Annotated in this window: 17 protein-coding genes; 4 read left to right on the forward strand and 13 right to left on the reverse strand. The window is 67.2% G+C overall.

Annotated features, from left to right (window positions below):
* Window positions 1-48 precede the first annotated feature (48 nt).
* Window positions 49-450 carry an SRPBCC family protein gene (locus GTV32_RS03205; RefSeq protein WP_161058908.1) on the reverse strand — a complete coding sequence of 134 codons (402 nt, stop codon included), beginning with the start codon at window positions 448-450 and terminating at the stop codon, window positions 49-51.
* 35 nt (window positions 451-485) lie between these two features.
* Here GTV32_RS03205 and GTV32_RS03210 point away from each other — a divergent pair, with 35 nt between their 5' ends.
* A complete protein-coding gene (locus GTV32_RS03210) occupies window positions 486-1,301 on the forward strand; it encodes a shikimate 5-dehydrogenase (RefSeq protein ID WP_161058909.1) in 816 nt (271 codons plus the stop codon).
* A gap of 190 nt (window positions 1,302-1,491) precedes the next feature.
* The gene (locus GTV32_RS03215; protein WP_161058910.1) at window positions 1,492-2,556 is read left to right on the forward strand and encodes an acyl-CoA desaturase; all 1,065 of its coding nucleotides are present in this window, start codon (window positions 1,492-1,494) and stop codon (window positions 2,554-2,556) included.
* Window positions 2,557-2,575: 19 nt separating this feature from the next.
* On the opposite strand, the gene poxB is transcribed toward GTV32_RS03215, so the two are convergent.
* The 7 genes from poxB to GTV32_RS23300 all read right to left on the reverse strand — a co-directional run bounded on the left by poxB (window position 2,576) and on the right by GTV32_RS23300 (window position 10,924).
* Entirely contained in the window at window positions 2,576-4,312 is a 1,737-nt protein-coding gene (poxB, locus tag GTV32_RS03220; protein WP_161058911.1) for a ubiquinone-dependent pyruvate dehydrogenase, read from the reverse strand.
* Window positions 4,313-4,359: 47 nt separating this feature from the next.
* Window positions 4,360-5,484, reverse strand: a complete 1,125-nt coding sequence (locus GTV32_RS03225; protein ID WP_161058912.1) for a hypothetical protein — start codon at window positions 5,482-5,484, stop codon at window positions 4,360-4,362.
* Window positions 5,485-5,783: 299 nt separating this feature from the next.
* Entirely contained in the window at window positions 5,784-6,182 is a 399-nt protein-coding gene (locus GTV32_RS03230; RefSeq protein WP_202421585.1) for a hypothetical protein, read from the reverse strand.
* 27 nt (window positions 6,183-6,209) lie between these two features.
* On the reverse strand, window positions 6,210-7,643 hold the full coding sequence (locus GTV32_RS03235; protein WP_161058914.1) for an FAD-binding oxidoreductase: 1,434 nt from the start codon (window positions 7,641-7,643) through the stop codon (window positions 6,210-6,212).
* 149 nt (window positions 7,644-7,792) lie between these two features.
* Window positions 7,793-8,299 (reverse strand): hypothetical protein, encoded by a 507-nt coding sequence (locus GTV32_RS23295; protein ID WP_237421472.1) that lies wholly within the window; start codon window positions 8,297-8,299, stop codon window positions 7,793-7,795.
* A complete protein-coding gene (locus GTV32_RS03240; protein ID WP_343287194.1) occupies window positions 8,247-10,661 on the reverse strand; it encodes a BTAD domain-containing putative transcriptional regulator in 2,415 nt (804 codons plus the stop codon). Before GTV32_RS03240 ends, GTV32_RS23295 begins: the two co-directional genes overlap by 53 nt.
* Window positions 10,658-10,924 carry a hypothetical protein gene (locus tag GTV32_RS23300; protein ID WP_237421473.1) on the reverse strand — a complete coding sequence of 89 codons (267 nt, stop codon included), beginning with the start codon at window positions 10,922-10,924 and terminating at the stop codon, window positions 10,658-10,660. The genes GTV32_RS03240 and GTV32_RS23300 overlap by 4 nt, the downstream gene beginning before the upstream one ends.
* A 69-nt stretch (window positions 10,925-10,993) precedes the next feature.
* Here GTV32_RS23300 and GTV32_RS03245 point away from each other — a divergent pair, with 69 nt between their 5' ends.
* Both GTV32_RS03245 and GTV32_RS03250 read left to right on the forward strand, forming a co-directional pair.
* Window positions 10,994-11,176, forward strand: coding sequence for a hypothetical protein (locus GTV32_RS03245; RefSeq protein ID WP_161058915.1), 183 nt, complete (start codon window positions 10,994-10,996; stop codon window positions 11,174-11,176).
* A 20-nt stretch (window positions 11,177-11,196) separates the two neighbouring features.
* A complete protein-coding gene (locus GTV32_RS03250; protein ID WP_161058916.1) occupies window positions 11,197-11,763 on the forward strand; it encodes a mismatch-specific DNA-glycosylase in 567 nt (188 codons plus the stop codon).
* Between the two features lie 11 nt (window positions 11,764-11,774).
* Here the strand turns inward: GTV32_RS03250 and GTV32_RS03255 are convergent, their stop codons facing one another.
* From GTV32_RS03255 to GTV32_RS03275, 5 genes are all read right to left on the reverse strand, one after another.
* Complete coding sequence (locus tag GTV32_RS03255; RefSeq protein WP_161058917.1) at window positions 11,775-12,071, reverse strand: DUF503 domain-containing protein; 297 nt, start codon at window positions 12,069-12,071, stop codon at window positions 11,775-11,777.
* 12 nt (window positions 12,072-12,083) lie between these two features.
* Window positions 12,084-13,388, reverse strand: a complete 1,305-nt coding sequence (locus tag GTV32_RS03260; protein ID WP_343287195.1) for a polysaccharide pyruvyl transferase family protein — start codon at window positions 13,386-13,388, stop codon at window positions 12,084-12,086.
* 45 nt (window positions 13,389-13,433) lie between these two features.
* Window positions 13,434-14,270, reverse strand: a complete 837-nt coding sequence (gene ppk2 / locus GTV32_RS03265) for a polyphosphate kinase 2 (protein ID WP_161058918.1) — start codon at window positions 14,268-14,270, stop codon at window positions 13,434-13,436.
* Window positions 14,271-14,357: 87 nt separating this feature from the next.
* Window positions 14,358-15,350: a malate dehydrogenase gene (locus GTV32_RS03270; protein WP_161058919.1), complete on the reverse strand. Its 993-nt coding sequence runs from the start codon at window positions 15,348-15,350 to the stop codon at window positions 14,358-14,360.
* 50 nt (window positions 15,351-15,400) lie between these two features.
* Window positions 15,401-15,955 carry an META domain-containing protein gene (locus GTV32_RS03275; RefSeq protein WP_237421474.1) on the reverse strand — a complete coding sequence of 185 codons (555 nt, stop codon included), beginning with the start codon at window positions 15,953-15,955 and terminating at the stop codon, window positions 15,401-15,403.
* Window positions 15,956-16,201: the final 246 nt, after the last annotated feature.

Raw genomic sequence — 16,201 nt, forward strand, 5'->3', positions numbered from 1 at the left:
GCACGAGCTGGTCACGATCGAATATCGCCTCGCGAACCGACCCGGAGATCACACTCTGTCGGTGACGGCCGCACGGAGGGCGGCGAGATCCCGTTCGACGGCGGCACAGTCGTTCTCGAACTGGGCATCGGTGAGATCACGCTGCCGAATCGTGAACACCGCCTCGGAACCGTCGGGATGGTCGATGATCCGCAGCGGATTGGCGACCACGGTGCCGTCCGGGAGGGTGACCTCGTGGTCGAGGATTCCGTACTGATTCGGCGGGGCAAACCGCACGACGACCTCACCCATCGGTGATGCGACGACCAGTTCGTCGCCGTTGCGGCGGACTCCGGAGGCCAGGCCGGCTGCCCAGTGGGGAAGGTTCTCCGGGTCGGCGGCAAACGCATAGACCTCGCTCGCCGACACCGGCATGACGACCGACAGGTGCCGACTGCGCATCTCGGGCATGGGTGAGAGCATAACGCCGGATTACTGTGGGCTTCATGCCCATCCTGAACAAGGACATGTCGGTGTGCATCTCACTTGCCGGCCGCCCGTCGAACATCGGGACGCGATTCCACAACTACCTCTATGACGAACTGGGTCTCGACTTCATCTACAAGGCGTTCACCACCGACGACATCGAGGGCGCCATCCGGGGCGTCCGGGCGCTCGGCATCCGTGGCTGCTCGGTGTCGATGCCCTTCAAGGAGGCTGTCATCCCCCTGGTCGACGTCATGGAGGAATCCGCGGCGGCCATCGAATCGGTCAACACCATCGTCAACGACGGCGGCAGACTCACGGCGTCGAACACCGACTACGAGGCGGTGGCGACGCTCGTCGACGAACACGCTCTCGACTCCGACGCCACGGTCGCGGTCCGCGGTTCCGGCGGCATGGCCAGGGCTGTGGTGGCAGCGTTTCGCGGGGCGGGCTTCGACGATCTCACGGTGATCGCCCGCAATGCGACCGCTGGTGCGGCGCTCGCGAACAGATACGGCTACGCATACACGGCGGATGAACCCGCCTCGGGCACGTCTGTGCTGGTGAATGTGACGCCGCTGGGAATGCATGGTGCCGATGAGCACTCGCTGTCGTTCGACCGGGAGCAGATAGCGGCCGCCGACGTGGTGTTCGATGTGGTCGCATTTCCGGCGGACACGCCATTGATCCGAACGGCGCGGGACGCGGGCAAGCGCGTCATCAGCGGTGCCGAGGTGATCGCACTTCAGGCCGCGCGCCAGTTCGAGCGGTACACCGGGGTCACGCTCACCCGCGAGCAGGTGGCGCGAGCGTCGGAGTTCTCCCGCTCGGACTGAGCCGCGCAACGCCGTGGGCTGGGCCGGTGGCGTCGAGTTCGCCGACGACGTGAGGTCCGATTGTCTGGCACACTTGGGGGTGCCGACGTGATGCATTGCTTCTAGCTGGTCGTGGTCCCGTAGCGCGCCCCTTCACGGACCGACCCTCCGTGGCGCCAAGGCTCCGAGCAGAAAGCAACGAGGCGCATTCGTGTCGAACTCGAACAGTTCCACCCTGCCCCGCAACCGATTCGTCAGTTCCTACTCGGACCTCGTGGCCGAGGTTCGCGACACCGGACTCCTCGAACGGCGTCGCACCTATTACGTGGTTCGGATCGCCGCCACCATCGCCGCGTTTGTCGCGGTGTGGGTGGGTGTGGTGATGCTAGGGGATTCGTGGTGGCAGCTCGCACTGGCGGCGGCGCTGGCGGTGATCAGTACGCAGTTCGGCTTCCTCGGCCATGACGGCGCCCACCGGCAGATGTTCGCGTCGGCCTCTGCCAACGAGTGGACCGCTAGGATCGTCGCGGGCGCCTTCGCCGGTCTGTCGCTGCACTGGTGGCGAGCCAAACACAACCGACATCACAAGGCGCCCAATCAGATCGGCGTCGACCCCGACATAGAACCCTGGCCGCTCGCCTTTGTTCCCGCCGATGCGGACCAGCGAAATGGTTTCTACGGCTGGTTCACCCGCCACCAGGGCTGGCTCTTCTTTCCGTTGGTGACGCTCGAGGGTGTCGCCCTGCACATCTCGAGCATTCAGGGTCTCCTCGGGCGCGCGCCGGTGGCGCATCGGGTCTTGGAACTCGCTTTGATCGTGGGCCGGTTGCTGTTCGGGATGATCCTGCCGTTGGTGCTGATGCCGTTGCCGATCGCGGCAGCGTTCATCGTCGTCCACCTGGCGTTGTTCGGACTGTTGCTCGGCGGCTCGTTTGCGCCCAACCACAAGGGAATGCCGTTGGTGCCCAAGGACATGCGGGTGGACTTCCTCCGTCGTCAGGTACTGATGTCGCGCAACATCCGGGGTGGCCGCTTCACGGATTTCATGATGGGTGGCCTCAACTACCAGATCGAGCACCATCTCTTCCCCAGCATGCCCCGGCCGAACCTGGTGAAGGTGCAGCCACTGGTCCGGGCCCACTGTGCACGTCTCGGAGTGACCTACACGGAGACATCACTCGTGGCTTCCTACGCGATCGTGGTCCGCTATCTCAATCAGGCAGGCCTCGGTGAGCGTGATCCGTTCACCTGCCCGCTCGTGCAGACGTACCGCTGAAACTCGTGACCGCCGGTGGTCAGTCGAACAGACGTCGGAACACGTTGGTCTCCGCCAGATCGACGAGTTCATCTCCGCGACCGGACATCACGGTGCGCAACGCGTAGAGGGTGAACCCCTTGGCCTGCGCGGCCGTGACCGTCGGCGGTATCGACAGTTCCTGCCGGGCGGTGACGACATCCAGCAGGGCCGGACCATCGTGTTCGAGGAATGCGCGGATCGCGCTCGTGAGGTCGTCCGGCTGCTCCACCCGCCGCCCGAAGATGCCCACCGAGGAGGCGACTTCGGCGAAGTCCGGGTTGTCCAGCTGTGTCGCGTAGTTCACGAAACCGGCGGCCTTCATCTCCACCTCGACGAAGTTGAGCGATGAGTTGTCGAAGACCACGATCTTCACGGGCAACGAGTTTTGTGTGATGGTGAGCAGCTCGCCGAACAGCATCGCGAGCCCGCCGTCGCCGGCCAACGCGATCACCTGCCGCCCCGGACAGGCGCACTGCGCGCCGACCGCCTGCGACACCGCGTTGGCCATGCTCCCATGAGAGAAGGAGCCGATGAGTCGACGCCGACCGTTCATCCTCAGGTATCTGGCCGCCCACACCACCGGCGATCCGACGTCGGGGATGAACACTGCGTCGTCGCTCGCCAGGTCACTGATCAGACGGGCCAGATACTGCGGATGGATCGGCCGCCGATTGCGGTCGTTGTCGGCGAGCTCGTCGAGTCCTTCGCGAGCTTTCACATAATGCCGACGCGCGGAACGGAGGTGGTCCGAGCTGCGGTCTCGGTCGATCAACGGTGCCAGCCGGGGGACGGTGTCGGCGACGCTGCCCACCAGCCCGAGGTCGACCGGCGTACGCCGGCCGATCTGTTCACCGCGGATGTCGACCTGGATGACGGTGGCCTTCGACGGATAGAACTGCTGGTATGGGAAATCGGTGCCCAGCATCAGCAGCGCATCGCACTTCTCGATGGCCCGGTAACCCGAAGAGAACCCCAGCAGGCCCGTCATACCGACGTCGTACGGATTGTCGTATTCGATGAACTCCTTGCCCCGCAGCGCGTGGACAATCGGCGCCTGCAGCGCACCTGCCAGCTCCACCACCTCGTCGTGCGCACCGGCGACGCCGGCTCCGGCGAGGATGGTGACGGCTTCGGCCCTGTTGAGAATGTCTGCGGCAGCAGATAATCCGTCGTCGGTCGGCGTCACGACGCGGTCGGCGCGACGGATCGGTGCTCCTGTCCGGCGATTCGCGCCCTTGGACAGGAAGATCTCACCAGGGATCACCAGCACGGCGACGTCGCTGGTCTCGACGGCCGTCCGCAGTGCGACGTCGAGCAGGCGCGGCAGCTGCTCCGGGGTGCTGACCATCTCGCAGAACGCGCTGCACTCGACGAACAGACGCTCGGGATGGGTTTCCTGAAAGTACGTGCTACCGATCTCCGGCGCGGGGATGTGTGCCGCGATCGCGAGCACCGGCACCCGGCTGCGGTGTGCGTCGAACAGCCCGTTGATGAGATGGAGATTGCCGGGGCCGCAACTGCCCGCACATACCGCCAGCTCGCCGGTCAACGCGGCCTCGGCCGCCGCCGCGAAGGCCGCACCCTCCTCGTGGCGGACATGCTTCCAGGCGATCGTGCCGTCGCGACGCAGGGCGTCGGTGAAGCCGTTGAGTGAATCTCCCGGGATGCCGTAGACGCGGCTGATCCCCGATGTCTTCAGCGATTCGATGATGTTGTCAGCCACGGTTGCTGCCATGAACGAGTCCTCTCAGATGGCCGATCGACGCTCGGACGAGACCGATGTCACGACAACGGGAACCGAAGACCTGCCACCGCAACCCCGTTCCAGATGTTCGCGTCGATCTCGTCGCTGCGGACGGCGATGGCCTGCCCGCCGTGATCCAGGACGGATACGGCGAGACGCGACAGCAGGTCGTAGCCGCCGTCGGTGCGTGTGATGTCACCGGTGGCGTCGTCGATCGTGCCCGTCACATCGACGGTGAAGTCGTAGACCAGCGTCGCCACCGCCCCGGCCGTTGTCGCACGGCTGATCTCGGCCAGATCGGTCGCCACCAGCCCACGGGCGGTGCCGTCGGCGATCCGGTTCACCACCGCGTTGTTGTACTCGGAGTTGATCGTCGAGAGCTGTCGTCGGATCGCCCCGTCGATCTCGTCGGCGCGCAACTCGTCGGGACTGCCGTGGACCGGGATGATGCGCCGTGTGTGGTCGGCGATCTGGTAGAGATCCAGCAGGGGGTCGGTTGCGAAGAGGAAAAGAGGACGTTCGGCGTTGCGGTCGACAGCGCCCAATTCGTCGCGCACGGCTTCGGCCACGCGTTTCGCATAGGTCTCCAGGAGCGCTTTCTTTCCCTCGTCGCCGACCAGCCGCCGAACATGCGCGCGGTCGCGAATCGTCGCGCGATTTGTCGCGTCGGCGGCGTCAGCTCCGTGACCGGCCGCGACTGTCATCTCGGTCGCCACGCTCGTCGGGGTCGCCTCCCATAGGTTCCAGCCGTTGGTGGAGAGCGTGAGGGCATATGCCGACTGGGGCGTGGTGACGGGCCGGACCAATTGCCCGACGTCGAAGTACGTGCCCACTTGCAGCTGGTTCTCCAGCTGATTGGGCAGCACGAAGATCTCGGTCAGATCGTCGGCCACGAAGACGGCCAGTGATCGGGACAGATGGGCCCACGCTTCATCGGTACGCACCGTTTCCCATCGGTCGCGCAGGGCCTGTTCGGTGCCGTGCCGGATACCGGTGTCGCGCAGATGTCTGATCGCACGGTCGAACGCGCTCTTCGCGTTGAGATAACTCGTCTCCCGCTCATCCGGCGCCGGGGAGGTCTGCGCGTAGATACTGATCGCGTTCTCGTGTTCAGTTCCCAACGCATGCAGATCATTCAGAGTCGGAAGTGCGAAGCGAGCCATCGTCGTCCTCTCCGTCGGCCCCCGTCTGCGCCCCCTCGATCCCGATGCTACCCGAGCGATTCTCGGTGTAGGCCGGGTCGAGATGTGCGTACTCTCGGCGGCAGCGGTCGGTCTCGGAGGTCGATGCCGGCCGGCCGATGGCGGATGGGACGGCGACGCATGGGCAAGATCAGGGTGACGGGAAAGGTCAGCTCGACGGGAAAGGTCAGGATCACCGGCAGGATGCGGGTGACCGGGTTGCACCGCCTGAGGCGATTCCGAGCCGCTGACGGCCCGGCGCGAGATACGAGATCGGCTTCCTAGCGGGCTCCTCCGGACGCGAGTGCGGACGGTCCGACGGTTTCGGCGCCGAGCGACTGTACCCGCCGACGCAGTTCCCGATCGGCCGTCACCACGATCCGGCGCCGGTCGGCGTGGTCGGCGACGAACTCGACGATGCGGTCGTCACCTGAGCCGGCTGCCGAGATCGTGGTGACCGTCGGCGACGACGTCACCTGCCGGGCCTGGCCTTCGACGATCATCACCACCTCGACCGGGCCCTCGACGTCGACGATCCCGGTGGCTCCGATCCCCGCCAGCCGGTCGCGGAGCCGTTCGGTCGCTCCGCGCCGGTCCCGCCACCACCCGTCGGGGACCGATCCGACGACATTCGCCGCATCGACGACGATCACGGGAATCGGAGCAGGCATTGACGTCATATCACCATCAAGCCACACGGAGGGTCGTCAGACGAGGGCGACACCGTGGCAGAAACGGTTCTCCGGGTCGAGCGCCGCCTTGATCGCGGCCAGCCGGCGGCGGTTCCCGTCGCTGAAGGCGGTCGCCGAACGTTCCGACTTCTCCGCGCCCTCCAGGAAGTTCACGTATGCCGCGCCGGTCACGAACGGAGCCAACGCCTCCCGGGTCAGGCGTAAGGCGGATTCGACGGCAAGTGCGAGTTGCGGGTCGGGCACGATCGAGGCGATCTCCAGCAAGAAGGTCCCGTTGCGGCCGCGGTCATTCGGCGATGCCGCCGCCCCGCGCGCCACCGCGCCGCCTGCGTGACGGATCTCGGCGAACAGGATGAGCGGAACGGCACCCTGCCCGGGATGCACATGGGATGTCAGGATGTCGGCGGCCTCATCGCTCAGGTCGTCGAGCCACTCGGTGGTCACCATCGCGGGCACCGGATCGGTCGGATCCATGCTGATCGCGTCCGCGGCGGCGAACGGCATCTCGTCCCACATGTCGACCTCGGGTGTCTTCCAGTCCCGCCATTCGTCGATGACGGCTTTGCCGATTGCCGGATCACCTGCCCAGCATCCGCGAATCATGGTGAAACTCTTGCCGCGGAACGGTTCCGGCACGATGTCGAGGGGCGGGAAGTTCATCAGGGTGACGGCCGACGTCAGGTCCTCGGCCTGTTCCGGTGCCCACTGCGCGAATCTGCGCATGATCTGCGGGGCGTCCGCGGCGGGGTAGAGCAGATTTCCGGCGTAGACCGTGGTGACCGGATACAGATCGATCACCACATCCGTGACCACTCCGATGCTGCCGGCGCCGCCGCCCTTGAGTGCCCAGAAGATGTCTGGATGACTGGTGGCACTGACCCGGAGCGGATTCCCGTCCGGCGTCACGAGATCGAATGATCGCACGGTGTCGGAGGCCAGTCCGTACTTGCGTCCGAGCCACCCGAAGCCGCCGCCGAGTGTGTAACCGACCACTCCGACATCGGTGGTCGATCCGAGCAACGGGGCCAGACCGTGGCGCTGTGCCTGTTCGAGGACGGGAGCCCATTTGGCGCCGGCGCTGACCGTGGCCGTCCTCCCGATGGGATCGATGCTGACCTCGGTCATCTCGGAGGTGTTGATCAGCAACGCACCGTCGGCCGACGCTCCCGGACCGTGGCCGGTGGCCTGGATGGCGACCCGAAGTCCTTCTGCGGCCGCGAACCGCACGGCCTCGGCGACGTCGAAACGGTTGACCGGCACGGCAATCACCGCGGGCCGGTGGTCCGCCAGCAGATTGAAGCCGCTCCTGGCTGCATCGTAGGCCGGGTCGCCGGGCCCGTGGACGGCACCGGAGATCCGGTCGGCGAGGTCGGCGATCACCGAGGCGCGGGGGCGAATGGTCAGATCCGAATCGTCGGTCCGGGAAGAGACGGTTGTCTGGATGGTCATGGATGGTTCCTCACTGTGTGCCGGCAATACCGGCGTGGTCGGGTCCGGCGTACCGGATGTGAAGAACTCTCGCCGGTGGTGCTTGAAGGCCACTTGGAACCGGCTTGGATTTCCGCGTACGGCCGCCGCCCGGCGAGTTACGTGCCAGGTCAGCGACGTGCGGGGAGATAGCCGTGGTCGGTGGCGAACGCGTCGATGCGGGTGATCAGAGTCGTCGCCTCCTGTGTCGCGGCGACCCGACGCGCCTCCCTGAGGGTGTCCTGGACCGCGGGGGCCGGGTGGTCGGCGGCGTGCTGATACTCGGCACACACGAGGAGTCGATGTGCGTCGGGATACCGCTGCCCGGTGGTCTGGGCGAAGGTCTCGGCGTGCTCGAGCAGTGCCGGGACGTCGTCGAGACGGCTCGCCGCGACGAGTGCCTCGGCATGGAGGGCGAACCACATCCCCGATCCCGTCCGTCGCGTGTGCGGCGTCGGCGGGAGCTCGTCGATGCGATCGATCGCGCCGGGGTCTCCGCCGAGGACGCGAGCCCACCAATACAGCCGTTCACCGCCACTGCGTAGATACTCGAGCGCGCTGTGGACGGGAGCGGAGGCGAGTCGCTCACCCGCGTCGCGTGCCCAGTCGATGTCGCCGGCGAGGGCGGCAGCAGTCATGGCGAAGATGGCGGTCCCCAGATACGTGGTCGGTTCGTCGGGAACCGTCTCGATCTCGTCGAAAACGAGGCGTCCGGCGTGGGGATCGACATGCAGTGTGGTGGCCAGCGCACGGAAGCCACGAGCGATCATCATCTGATCGCTCTGCAGTCCATCGACACGCGAGTCGATCGGTGCGAAAGTTCTCGAGTACCCGAAACGATTCACCGATGTGCCCCCGGTCGAACAGGTCGATCCCCGCGGCCTGCATACCGAGGTGGCGGACGACCGGATCATCGGACCGCTGCGCCCGTGTCCGGAGGTCGTCCGCGACGAGCCTGGCCTTCCGGGTGTCGGCGAGCTGCGACTGCGCGGCGAATCGTGCGTAATCGAGATGTGCGAGCATTGCCGCGTCCCGCGAGGCCTCACCGAGCTCGCGGGCGCGGCGGAGGAGCTCGGCATCCGCGGCGAAGTAGCCGTTGCGGGCGACATGGGTGGCGAGCAGGGCGGTGACGGCGTCGAGTTCCAGATGCTGGTCACCGGCCGCCCGAGCGAGACCTGCGGCGTCGGCCAACTGCCGTTCAGCGGTTTCGAAGCTGAAGCTGCGCAAGGCGATTCGGGCGGCGGAGAGGATGGCACGGGCGGTCCGGACCCGATCGGCGAGGGGGCCGGCCGCCCACAGATGATTTGCCAGGCGGGCAGTCTGCCCGCTCGTCTCGAGGTGGTCGGCCACCGACAGGTGCAGCCGATAGGCCCTGGTCGCCGGGATGTCGTGGAGGATCGTCTCGCGGACCAGGTCATGGTCGAATGTGACGACGAACGGATCGGCAGGGTCGACGTCGACCACGCCGGCGACCACGGCGGGATCGAGCGCGTCCAGGGCCATGTCCACGGTCCGGTCCGTGGCCGCGGCGAGAACCGCGATGTCCACCCGACGGCCGATCACGGCGGCCGCATCGAGGATCGTGGTGGTGGACTCGGGCAGCGGCCGCATCCGTTCCCGCACGACGTCGCGAACCCCCGCGGGTACCGCGCCGTCGCCGATGCTGCCGCGATCGGCCAGAATCCGGGACAGCTCACGCACGAAGAAGGCGTTGCCGCCCGTCCGCGTCGCGATCGAGGCGACGGTGCCGGCGGCAGGCCATTCCCGGGTCTCTCGGCGCACCATCTCGGAGATCTCGTCGGCGGACAGTGGCCCGACCTCGAGTCGGCGGTGTTCGGGGAGCCGCGCGAGCGTGGCGAGCGAGTTGGTGACCGCGTTGCGCCTCGGTGACGTGCGCACCGATGCGAAGAAGGTAACGCCGGGCGCGCGTCGGGTGGCCATGTGGGTGAGGAGTTCGAGCGACGCTCCGTCGGCCCACTGGAGGTCGTCGAGGACGATGATCAACAGGTGCGACCGCGCAACGCCCTCGAGCAGGTCCGCGGCTTGATCGTAGAAGCGGAATCTGGCTGTCGCGTCGGGCATTTCGCGTGGCGGGGGTATCACCGTCTCGCCCTGGGTGACCATTCGGCCGAGATCGCTGTCGAGCAGTTCCGCCCGGCGGTCGCGGTCGAGTTCGGGGAGGACGGCTCCGAGCACCTGGACCCATGGCCACATCGACGGTGCCGCTGCGTCCTCGATGCAGCGACCCGAGAGCACCGTGAGGTCGGCGGCCGCGATCGCCCGTCGGGCAGCGGCCTCGAGCAGCGCCGTCTTGCCGGCACCCGGTTCGCCCTCCACCACGACGATCCCGCCCGGGCCGTGCAGCGAAGCGAGTACGGCGCGATGGAGTACGGCCAGTTCGTCGGTGCGTCCGATCAGGGACTCGACGGGGTCGGTGCCGCGCTCTCGCGCCGGAAGCGGAGCCGCAGGCCGTATCGGTGTGACCGGATCTCCTGGTGGGTCCAGTGCCGGCGCGTGGTCGAGGATGTCGCGTTCGAGCTCCCGTAGCCGGGGACCGGGGTCCACACCGACCTCGTCGGCAAGGATGCGGCGCGCGTCGGCTAGGGCGGCCAGGGCGTCCGACTGCCGGCCGAGCCGATATCGCGCGGTGGCCAGCAACACCCACAGACCTTCGTCGAGGGGTGAGCGTCGGACCGCCTGTTCGAGTTCGGTCACCAGGGATCGGTGCTCCCCGAGTGCGAGACGGACCTCGTAGGAGAATTCCTGTGCCTCGGCGATCGTACGTTCGAGGTCGGCGGCCGCCTCGTCCCGGAATGCCAGTCCCTCGAATTCCGGCAGCAGGGGACGGTACCGGGCGAGTGCGTCCCGCAGGGTCTCGGCGGCCGCCGCGGAATCGGCCCGGCGGTGGAGACTGTGCGCGTGCGCGATCCGGCCGACGAGGTACCGCATGTCGACGTCGTCGCCCTGTGCCACCAGGGCGTATCCGTGGCCGCGGGTCACCAGGACCGTCGAGGGTGTGCGGGGTTTCCGGCTCGGCTCCAGCACCTTGCGCAGTCCGGAGACGTAGGCCTGTACCGAGACTTCCGCGCGGTCGGGGGGCGCCGCCCCCAGAGGCCGTCGATGAGGCGATCGGTGCTGACCGGGCCGTCGGCGAGGATCAGCTGCGCGAGCACGGCGCGCTGCTTGCGCGTGCCGAGTTCGACGGTCTCGGAATCGATCTGCGCGCCGAGGCCGCCCAGTACCGAATACGTGAGCCGGGCCATCAGCGAGAGTGTAAACCGGATGAGCGCATGCCGTCCCTGATCGACGGGTAGCCGGACTAGCCTGGTGCAGTGGCCGTCTGCATGGAAATGATCATCGTCGACACGATCGACCCGATCCCGTGGGTCACCCCATCGTCCGAGCCGGCCTGGATCGTCGAGCGGCGGATGGCCGGCTCCGGCCGAATGGCCCTCGCCGACCGGGACGGCAGACGCTGTCACGGGTCCGGTGGCCGGTCGGCGACCGACCTCTGATCGTCGGGGAGTCGGAACGCATGGGATTCACCCGCGAGGAGTTGCTCGCCTGTCGAGGAGTGACGGTCCCCGACCTGATCGGCACGAACTGCCGGATGCTGTTCGTCGGTATCAATCCAGGACTGTGGACGGCGGCGGTCGGGGCACATTTCGCACGACCCGGCAACCGGTTCTATCCGGCCCTCTATCGGGCCGGCATCGTGGACCGACTGATCGACGCGTCGGCGGGGATGTCCGACGACGACCAAGACCTGCTGTGCCGCAGAGGTATCGGGATCACCAACGTGGTGGATCGTGCCACGGCGACCGCGGCCGAACTGTCTGCGGACGAGCTGCGGGCCGGCGGTCGGCGCCTACGTACCACGGTGCGAAGGGTGGCCCCCTCGGTCGTCGCCGTCGCGGGGATCACCGCATACAGGTCGGCGTTCGGCGTGCCGCGTGCAGTCGCGGGACCGCAAGGCGAGACGTGGGACGGGGCGGCGGTGTGGGTGGTACCCAACCCGAGCGGTTTGAACGCTCACGAGAACGTCGCATCGCTGGCGCAGGCATATGCGCGTGCCGCACGGGCGGCCGGTGTGTTCGACTGACGTGCGGGCGCTCAGACGTCGGTGGATGCGATGACACGTCGTCGCACCGACAGCAACTCCACCTCGGGTCGACTCGCGGCACATCGTTCGATCTCGTCGAGGACGTCCATCACGTGCATACGGTCGGGTGCCACCACGGCCACCCCGATCACCGCACGACGGTGGGCGTCGAGGTGTCCGACCTCGGACGCGGACACCGAGAATCGCCTGCGGATCTCGGCGACGATGGGTCGCACGATCGACCGCTTGTGCTTCAGTGAGTGCACATCACCGAGGAGGTAATCGAACTCCGCAAAACCGATCCACATTGTCGGACCATACTACCGACGAGTGCGAAGATCTCCCGACCGGCGACCCCGGTGCGGATAGATCCTCTGCGCCAGAGCTTTTTTCAACGCGACCGCCCGATCTCGCGCGTCCGGTGGGAAGCCGCCCGCCGTCGGCCGGTCGGGAATCGTCTCCGCGTCGGTGACCACGGTCCAGCGCGAGCCCGCGGCGGCCAGCGATTCGTGCTTTGTCGCGTAGTAGTCCGGGCGGATGACCAGCGCGACACCTGGGTCGCCTGCCGCTGCCGCGACCAGGTGGGGGTGGAATCTGGTGCTGATCCATGCGTCACCCCGACCGACCGTCAATCCTCTGCGCCACACATCGATGAACGGCACTGTGGTGGCGCCGTCGAGTCGGTCGCCGAGTCGTGTGGCGACCTCCAGATCGCCACCGGGTATCCCCTCGACCACGGTGATCGCCTCGGCAGGGACCTGCCACGAATCGAGGGTGGCACGGACGAAGCGGGTCAGCGCGTCGACGCCGGTGGACCCGAACGCCACGAAATCGTCGGTGAGATCGGCTTGCAGACACAGCGTGACGCCGTCGGCCCGGCGAGGTGAGCGCGGGGGGTCATCCCCGTGGGAGACATCGTCGATCCCGACGTCTTCGCCGACCGCAAGCCAAGCATCGTCGCCGGTGTGGCGTCGGGACGCGATACCGGCCAGAGCTTCTGCCGATGCCTCGTCGCGGACGTCGAACACCGTGAACTCCCTGGCCGAATCCGTCAGCACCGACCATGCCGGCTCGTCGAGCAGGGGGATGAGCCCCTGGCCGGTAGCATGGGCCGGGGCGCCGGTGACCCGGCTGAGTTCGGCGATGGCGGCGAGTAACGAGACATGCTGTGGCCAGACCTTATTGAGGTATCCTCCGCCGAGCAGATGGACCGACGAGGCCCGGCGGAACATGTCGACACCTTCGGCCAGTCGGGGAGCGGGGCCGAATGTGGTGGCAGCCTTGGCCACCCATGACCAGGGAGTCGCGGGATCGGGTCCCTCGGTCCGCGTGACGTCGGAGGCGTATGCCGTCAACTGCCACAGCGTGTCGACGAAGACCGCCCCGGGATGGACGCCCCGCAGCAGCAGAGAGGTCTGTCCCGGACTGTGACAGTCGAGCACGACCACGGCATTCGGGCGTGTCCGGGCCAGGTTCTCCAGCCACGCGAGTGCGATCAACTCGTCGCCGTAGTTGGGATGGCCGGACGGTGCGACGAGATAGATGATCTCGTCCGCACCGTTCTCGTCGTCGGCTCCGATGTGGAAGCGGGCGCGGAGGGCCGAGGGAAGACCGGGCAGCTGCACCCGGGGAATGTTACCCACCTGCCGCAGCGGCGGAATCTGTGTGCCTCAGTGATCGCCGCCCATCAGTGTCGCGACATGGTCGGGCACGTATTTCGACAGCGATCTGGGCGGACGCCGGTAATTGCCGGAGTCGATGGCCTTCTTCGGGAGCTCGACCGTGGGTCGCGGAACGTCCTCGTAGTCGATGGTGGACAGGAGATGCGAGATCATGTTGAGACGCGCGTGCTTCTTGACGTCGGATTCGACGACGTACCACGGGCTGATGGCGGTGTCGGTGTGGACCATCATCTCGTCCTTGGCCCGGGAGTAATCCTCCCAGCGGTAGACTGCCTCGAGGTCCATCGGACTGAGTTTCCATTGGCGGACAGGGTCGTTCAGACGGGAACGGAATCGCTTGAGCTGTTCGTCGTCGGAGACCGAGAACCAGTACTTGCGCAAGAGGATTCCGTCGTCGATCAACATCTGCTCGAAGATCGGCGTCTGGCGCAGGAATCTGGTGTGTTCGGCAGGCGTGCAGAATCCCATCACCTTCTCCACCCCGGCCCGGTTGTACCAGGAACGATCGAACAACACGATCTCACCCGGCGCCGGGAGATGCGCAACATACCGCTGGTAGTACCACTGGCCGCGTTCGCGATCGGTGGGTGCCGGCAGCGCGGCCACCCGGGTCACCCGGGGACTGAGATACTCGGTGATCCGCTTGATGGTGCCGCCCTTACCCGCGGCGTCGCGCCCCTCGAAGATCACGACGACGCGGGTACCGCTGCTGCGAACCCATTCCTGGAGCTTGACCAGTTCGGTCTGCAGGCGGAAGAGTTCGGCGTCGTAGACCTCGCCGGAGATCTTTGGGGGACGTTCACGGTCTTTCGCCTTCTTCGCCATGGAAGGAGCTTAACCGTGGTCCGGTGGTCGTTGTGCCGCAGACCAACCGCCCCACGGACGAGCTGTCCGGCGCAACGCCGGTCGGACTCAGGCGGGCAGGAGATCGCCGACCGCGGCGATCTCGTCGGCGAGTTCGGCGACCGATGTGTCGATGCGGGTTCGCGAGAATTCGTTGATGTCGAGCCCGTCGACGATCTGCCAGCGGCCGTCGACGGATCTGACGGGGAACGAACAGACGAGTCCCGATGGCACGCCGTACACGCCGGGCGAGGGGAGCGCTGCCGACGTCCAGTCGCCCTCGGGCGTCCCGAACACCCAGTCGTGGACATGGTCGATGGCGGCGTTGGCGGCCGACGCCGCCGACGAGGCGCCCCGGGTCTCGATGATCGCGGTGCCACGTCTGGCAACGGTGGGGATGAAATCCTCGACCAGCCAGGTGCGATCGTCGGCGATCTCGGCGCCGCTGCGATCACCGACGCGAGCATGGAAGATGTCGGGATACTGCGTTGCCGAGTGATTGCCCCACACCGAGACCCGGCTGATCTCGCGGACCGGGCACCGGGTGTGATGCGACAGCTGGGCCAGTGCCCGGTTGTGGTCGAGACGGGTGAGGGCGGTGAACCTCTCGGAGGGGATGTCCGGGGCGTGCGCAGCGGCGATGGCCGCGTTCGTGTTGGCCGGATTTCCCACGACGAGAACCCGGAGATCCTCGGCGGCAACATCGTTCAGAATCGCACCCTGCTCGGCGAAGATCGCGGCGTTGGCATGGAGGAGGTCGGCACGTTCCATGCCTTTACCGCGCGGCCGGGCGCCGATGAGCAACGCGTGATCAGCGCCGTCGAAGGCGGCCCGTGCATCGTCGAAGATGTCAACCGACGTCAGCAGGTCGAAGGCGCCATCGTCGAGTTCCATGGCGGTACCGACCGCGGCCGGAACCGACGCGGGCAGTTCGAGCAGACGGAGCCGGACCGGCTGCCGGTGGCCGAGCATGGCGCCCGCGGCGATCCGGAACAGGGCGGCGTAACCGATATGTCCCGCGGCGCCGGTCACGGTCACCACAGCTGGAGCGGTCGATGGCATGGCTACCTTCGTGTCGGTGGCGTGGGCAGCTGACCCGTCTGACGGGGAGGTCACCGTGGCAGGGCGGACTGTTCGACGAGCACAACTGTCTGCCGGGGGCTCGTGAGGGCAAGCACCGGACCGACGGCTCGCCAGGTGAGGGGCACCGAGGCGAAGGTGGTCAACCACCGATCGGCACCCGCGCGTGGCCCGGTGCAGGCCATCCTCGTCGACACGAGTGTGCTGATCCGCACGTGGTCGCTGGTGATGGTCGCGGTTCCGAGGTGCCTGTTGCAACCGGCGCCCAGCGCGATCCGGTCAGGTCGTTCGAAATGGACGGTCATCGGTCCGCCACCCGGGATGGCTCCGCCGACCACCGCCACAGACGTATACGTCTTGCCGACGAGCGTGCCGGGCAGCGTGTCGGGGAGCGGGCGGGGCATCGGCGCGGGCGCAGGCGCTGCCACCGCAGAACCGATCCCGAGGAACGAGACCATGGCCGCCAGCAGCACGGTGGCGAGCACCGCCACCAGAGTCGGCCGGGCACCCGAGGGGTGAGGTCGCGCCGAACCGCATTTTCCGGCCTTCGGCTCACGTCGTTCGGTGGGATGATCGATCGGATTCATGGCCACTGCTCCTGGGACGGGATCCTTGTTCCAAACCTAGCCGAGCGACGCAACGGGTGGAACACGTCTCGGGTAGGGGTAGAGGGGCGCACAGCGCAGGTGGTTCGCCGCGGTGGCAGGATCGGCGACGCGTACCGTGGACGGCGACCTCGGGGCATCGTGGTCGATTCAGGCAGGACCGGAGTCTGACGTCCGTGCCGCGAGAACGGTGCCGCGACCAGTGCACATGCATGCCCGACAGGCGCG

It is taken from the genome of Gordonia sp. SID5947, from assembly GCF_009862785.1.
GTDB lineage: Bacteria > Actinomycetota > Actinomycetes > Mycobacteriales > Mycobacteriaceae > Gordonia.

What these genes read in the sequence shown, in the direction of transcription:
- GTV32_RS03205 (WP_161058908.1), bottom strand. Translation starts at nt 450, where the DNA reads ATGCCCGAGATGCGCAGTCGGCACCTGTCGGTCGTCATGCCGGTGTCG.
- GTV32_RS03210 (WP_161058909.1), top strand. Translation starts at nt 486, where the DNA reads ATGCCCATCCTGAACAAGGACATGTCGGTGTGCATCTCACTTGCCGGC.
- poxB (WP_161058911.1), bottom strand. Translation starts at nt 4,312, where the DNA reads ATGGCAGCAACCGTGGCTGACAACATCATCGAATCGCTGAAGACATCG.
- GTV32_RS03225 (WP_161058912.1), bottom strand. Translation starts at nt 5,484, where the DNA reads ATGGCTCGCTTCGCACTTCCGACTCTGAATGATCTGCATGCGTTGGGA.
- GTV32_RS03230 (WP_202421585.1), bottom strand. Translation starts at nt 6,182, where the DNA reads ATGACGTCAATGCCTGCTCCGATTCCCGTGATCGTCGTCGATGCGGCG.
- GTV32_RS03235 (WP_161058914.1), bottom strand. Translation starts at nt 7,643, where the DNA reads ATGACCATCCAGACAACCGTCTCTTCCCGGACCGACGATTCGGATCTG.
- GTV32_RS23295 (WP_237421472.1), bottom strand. Translation starts at nt 8,299, where the DNA reads ATGACTGCTGCCGCCCTCGCCGGCGACATCGACTGGGCACGCGACGCG.
- GTV32_RS23300 (WP_237421473.1), bottom strand. Translation starts at nt 10,924, where the DNA reads ATGGCCCGGCTCACGTATTCGGTACTGGGCGGCCTCGGCGCGCAGATC.
- GTV32_RS03250 (WP_161058916.1), top strand. Translation starts at nt 11,197, where the DNA reads ATGGGATTCACCCGCGAGGAGTTGCTCGCCTGTCGAGGAGTGACGGTC.
- GTV32_RS03255 (WP_161058917.1), bottom strand. Translation starts at nt 12,071, where the DNA reads ATGTGGATCGGTTTTGCGGAGTTCGATTACCTCCTCGGTGATGTGCAC.
- ppk2 (WP_161058918.1), bottom strand. Translation starts at nt 14,270, where the DNA reads ATGGCGAAGAAGGCGAAAGACCGTGAACGTCCCCCAAAGATCTCCGGC.
- GTV32_RS03270 (WP_161058919.1), bottom strand. Translation starts at nt 15,350, where the DNA reads ATGCCATCGACCGCTCCAGCTGTGGTGACCGTGACCGGCGCCGCGGGA.
- GTV32_RS03275 (WP_237421474.1), bottom strand. Translation starts at nt 15,955, where the DNA reads ATGAATCCGATCGATCATCCCACCGAACGACGTGAGCCGAAGGCCGGA.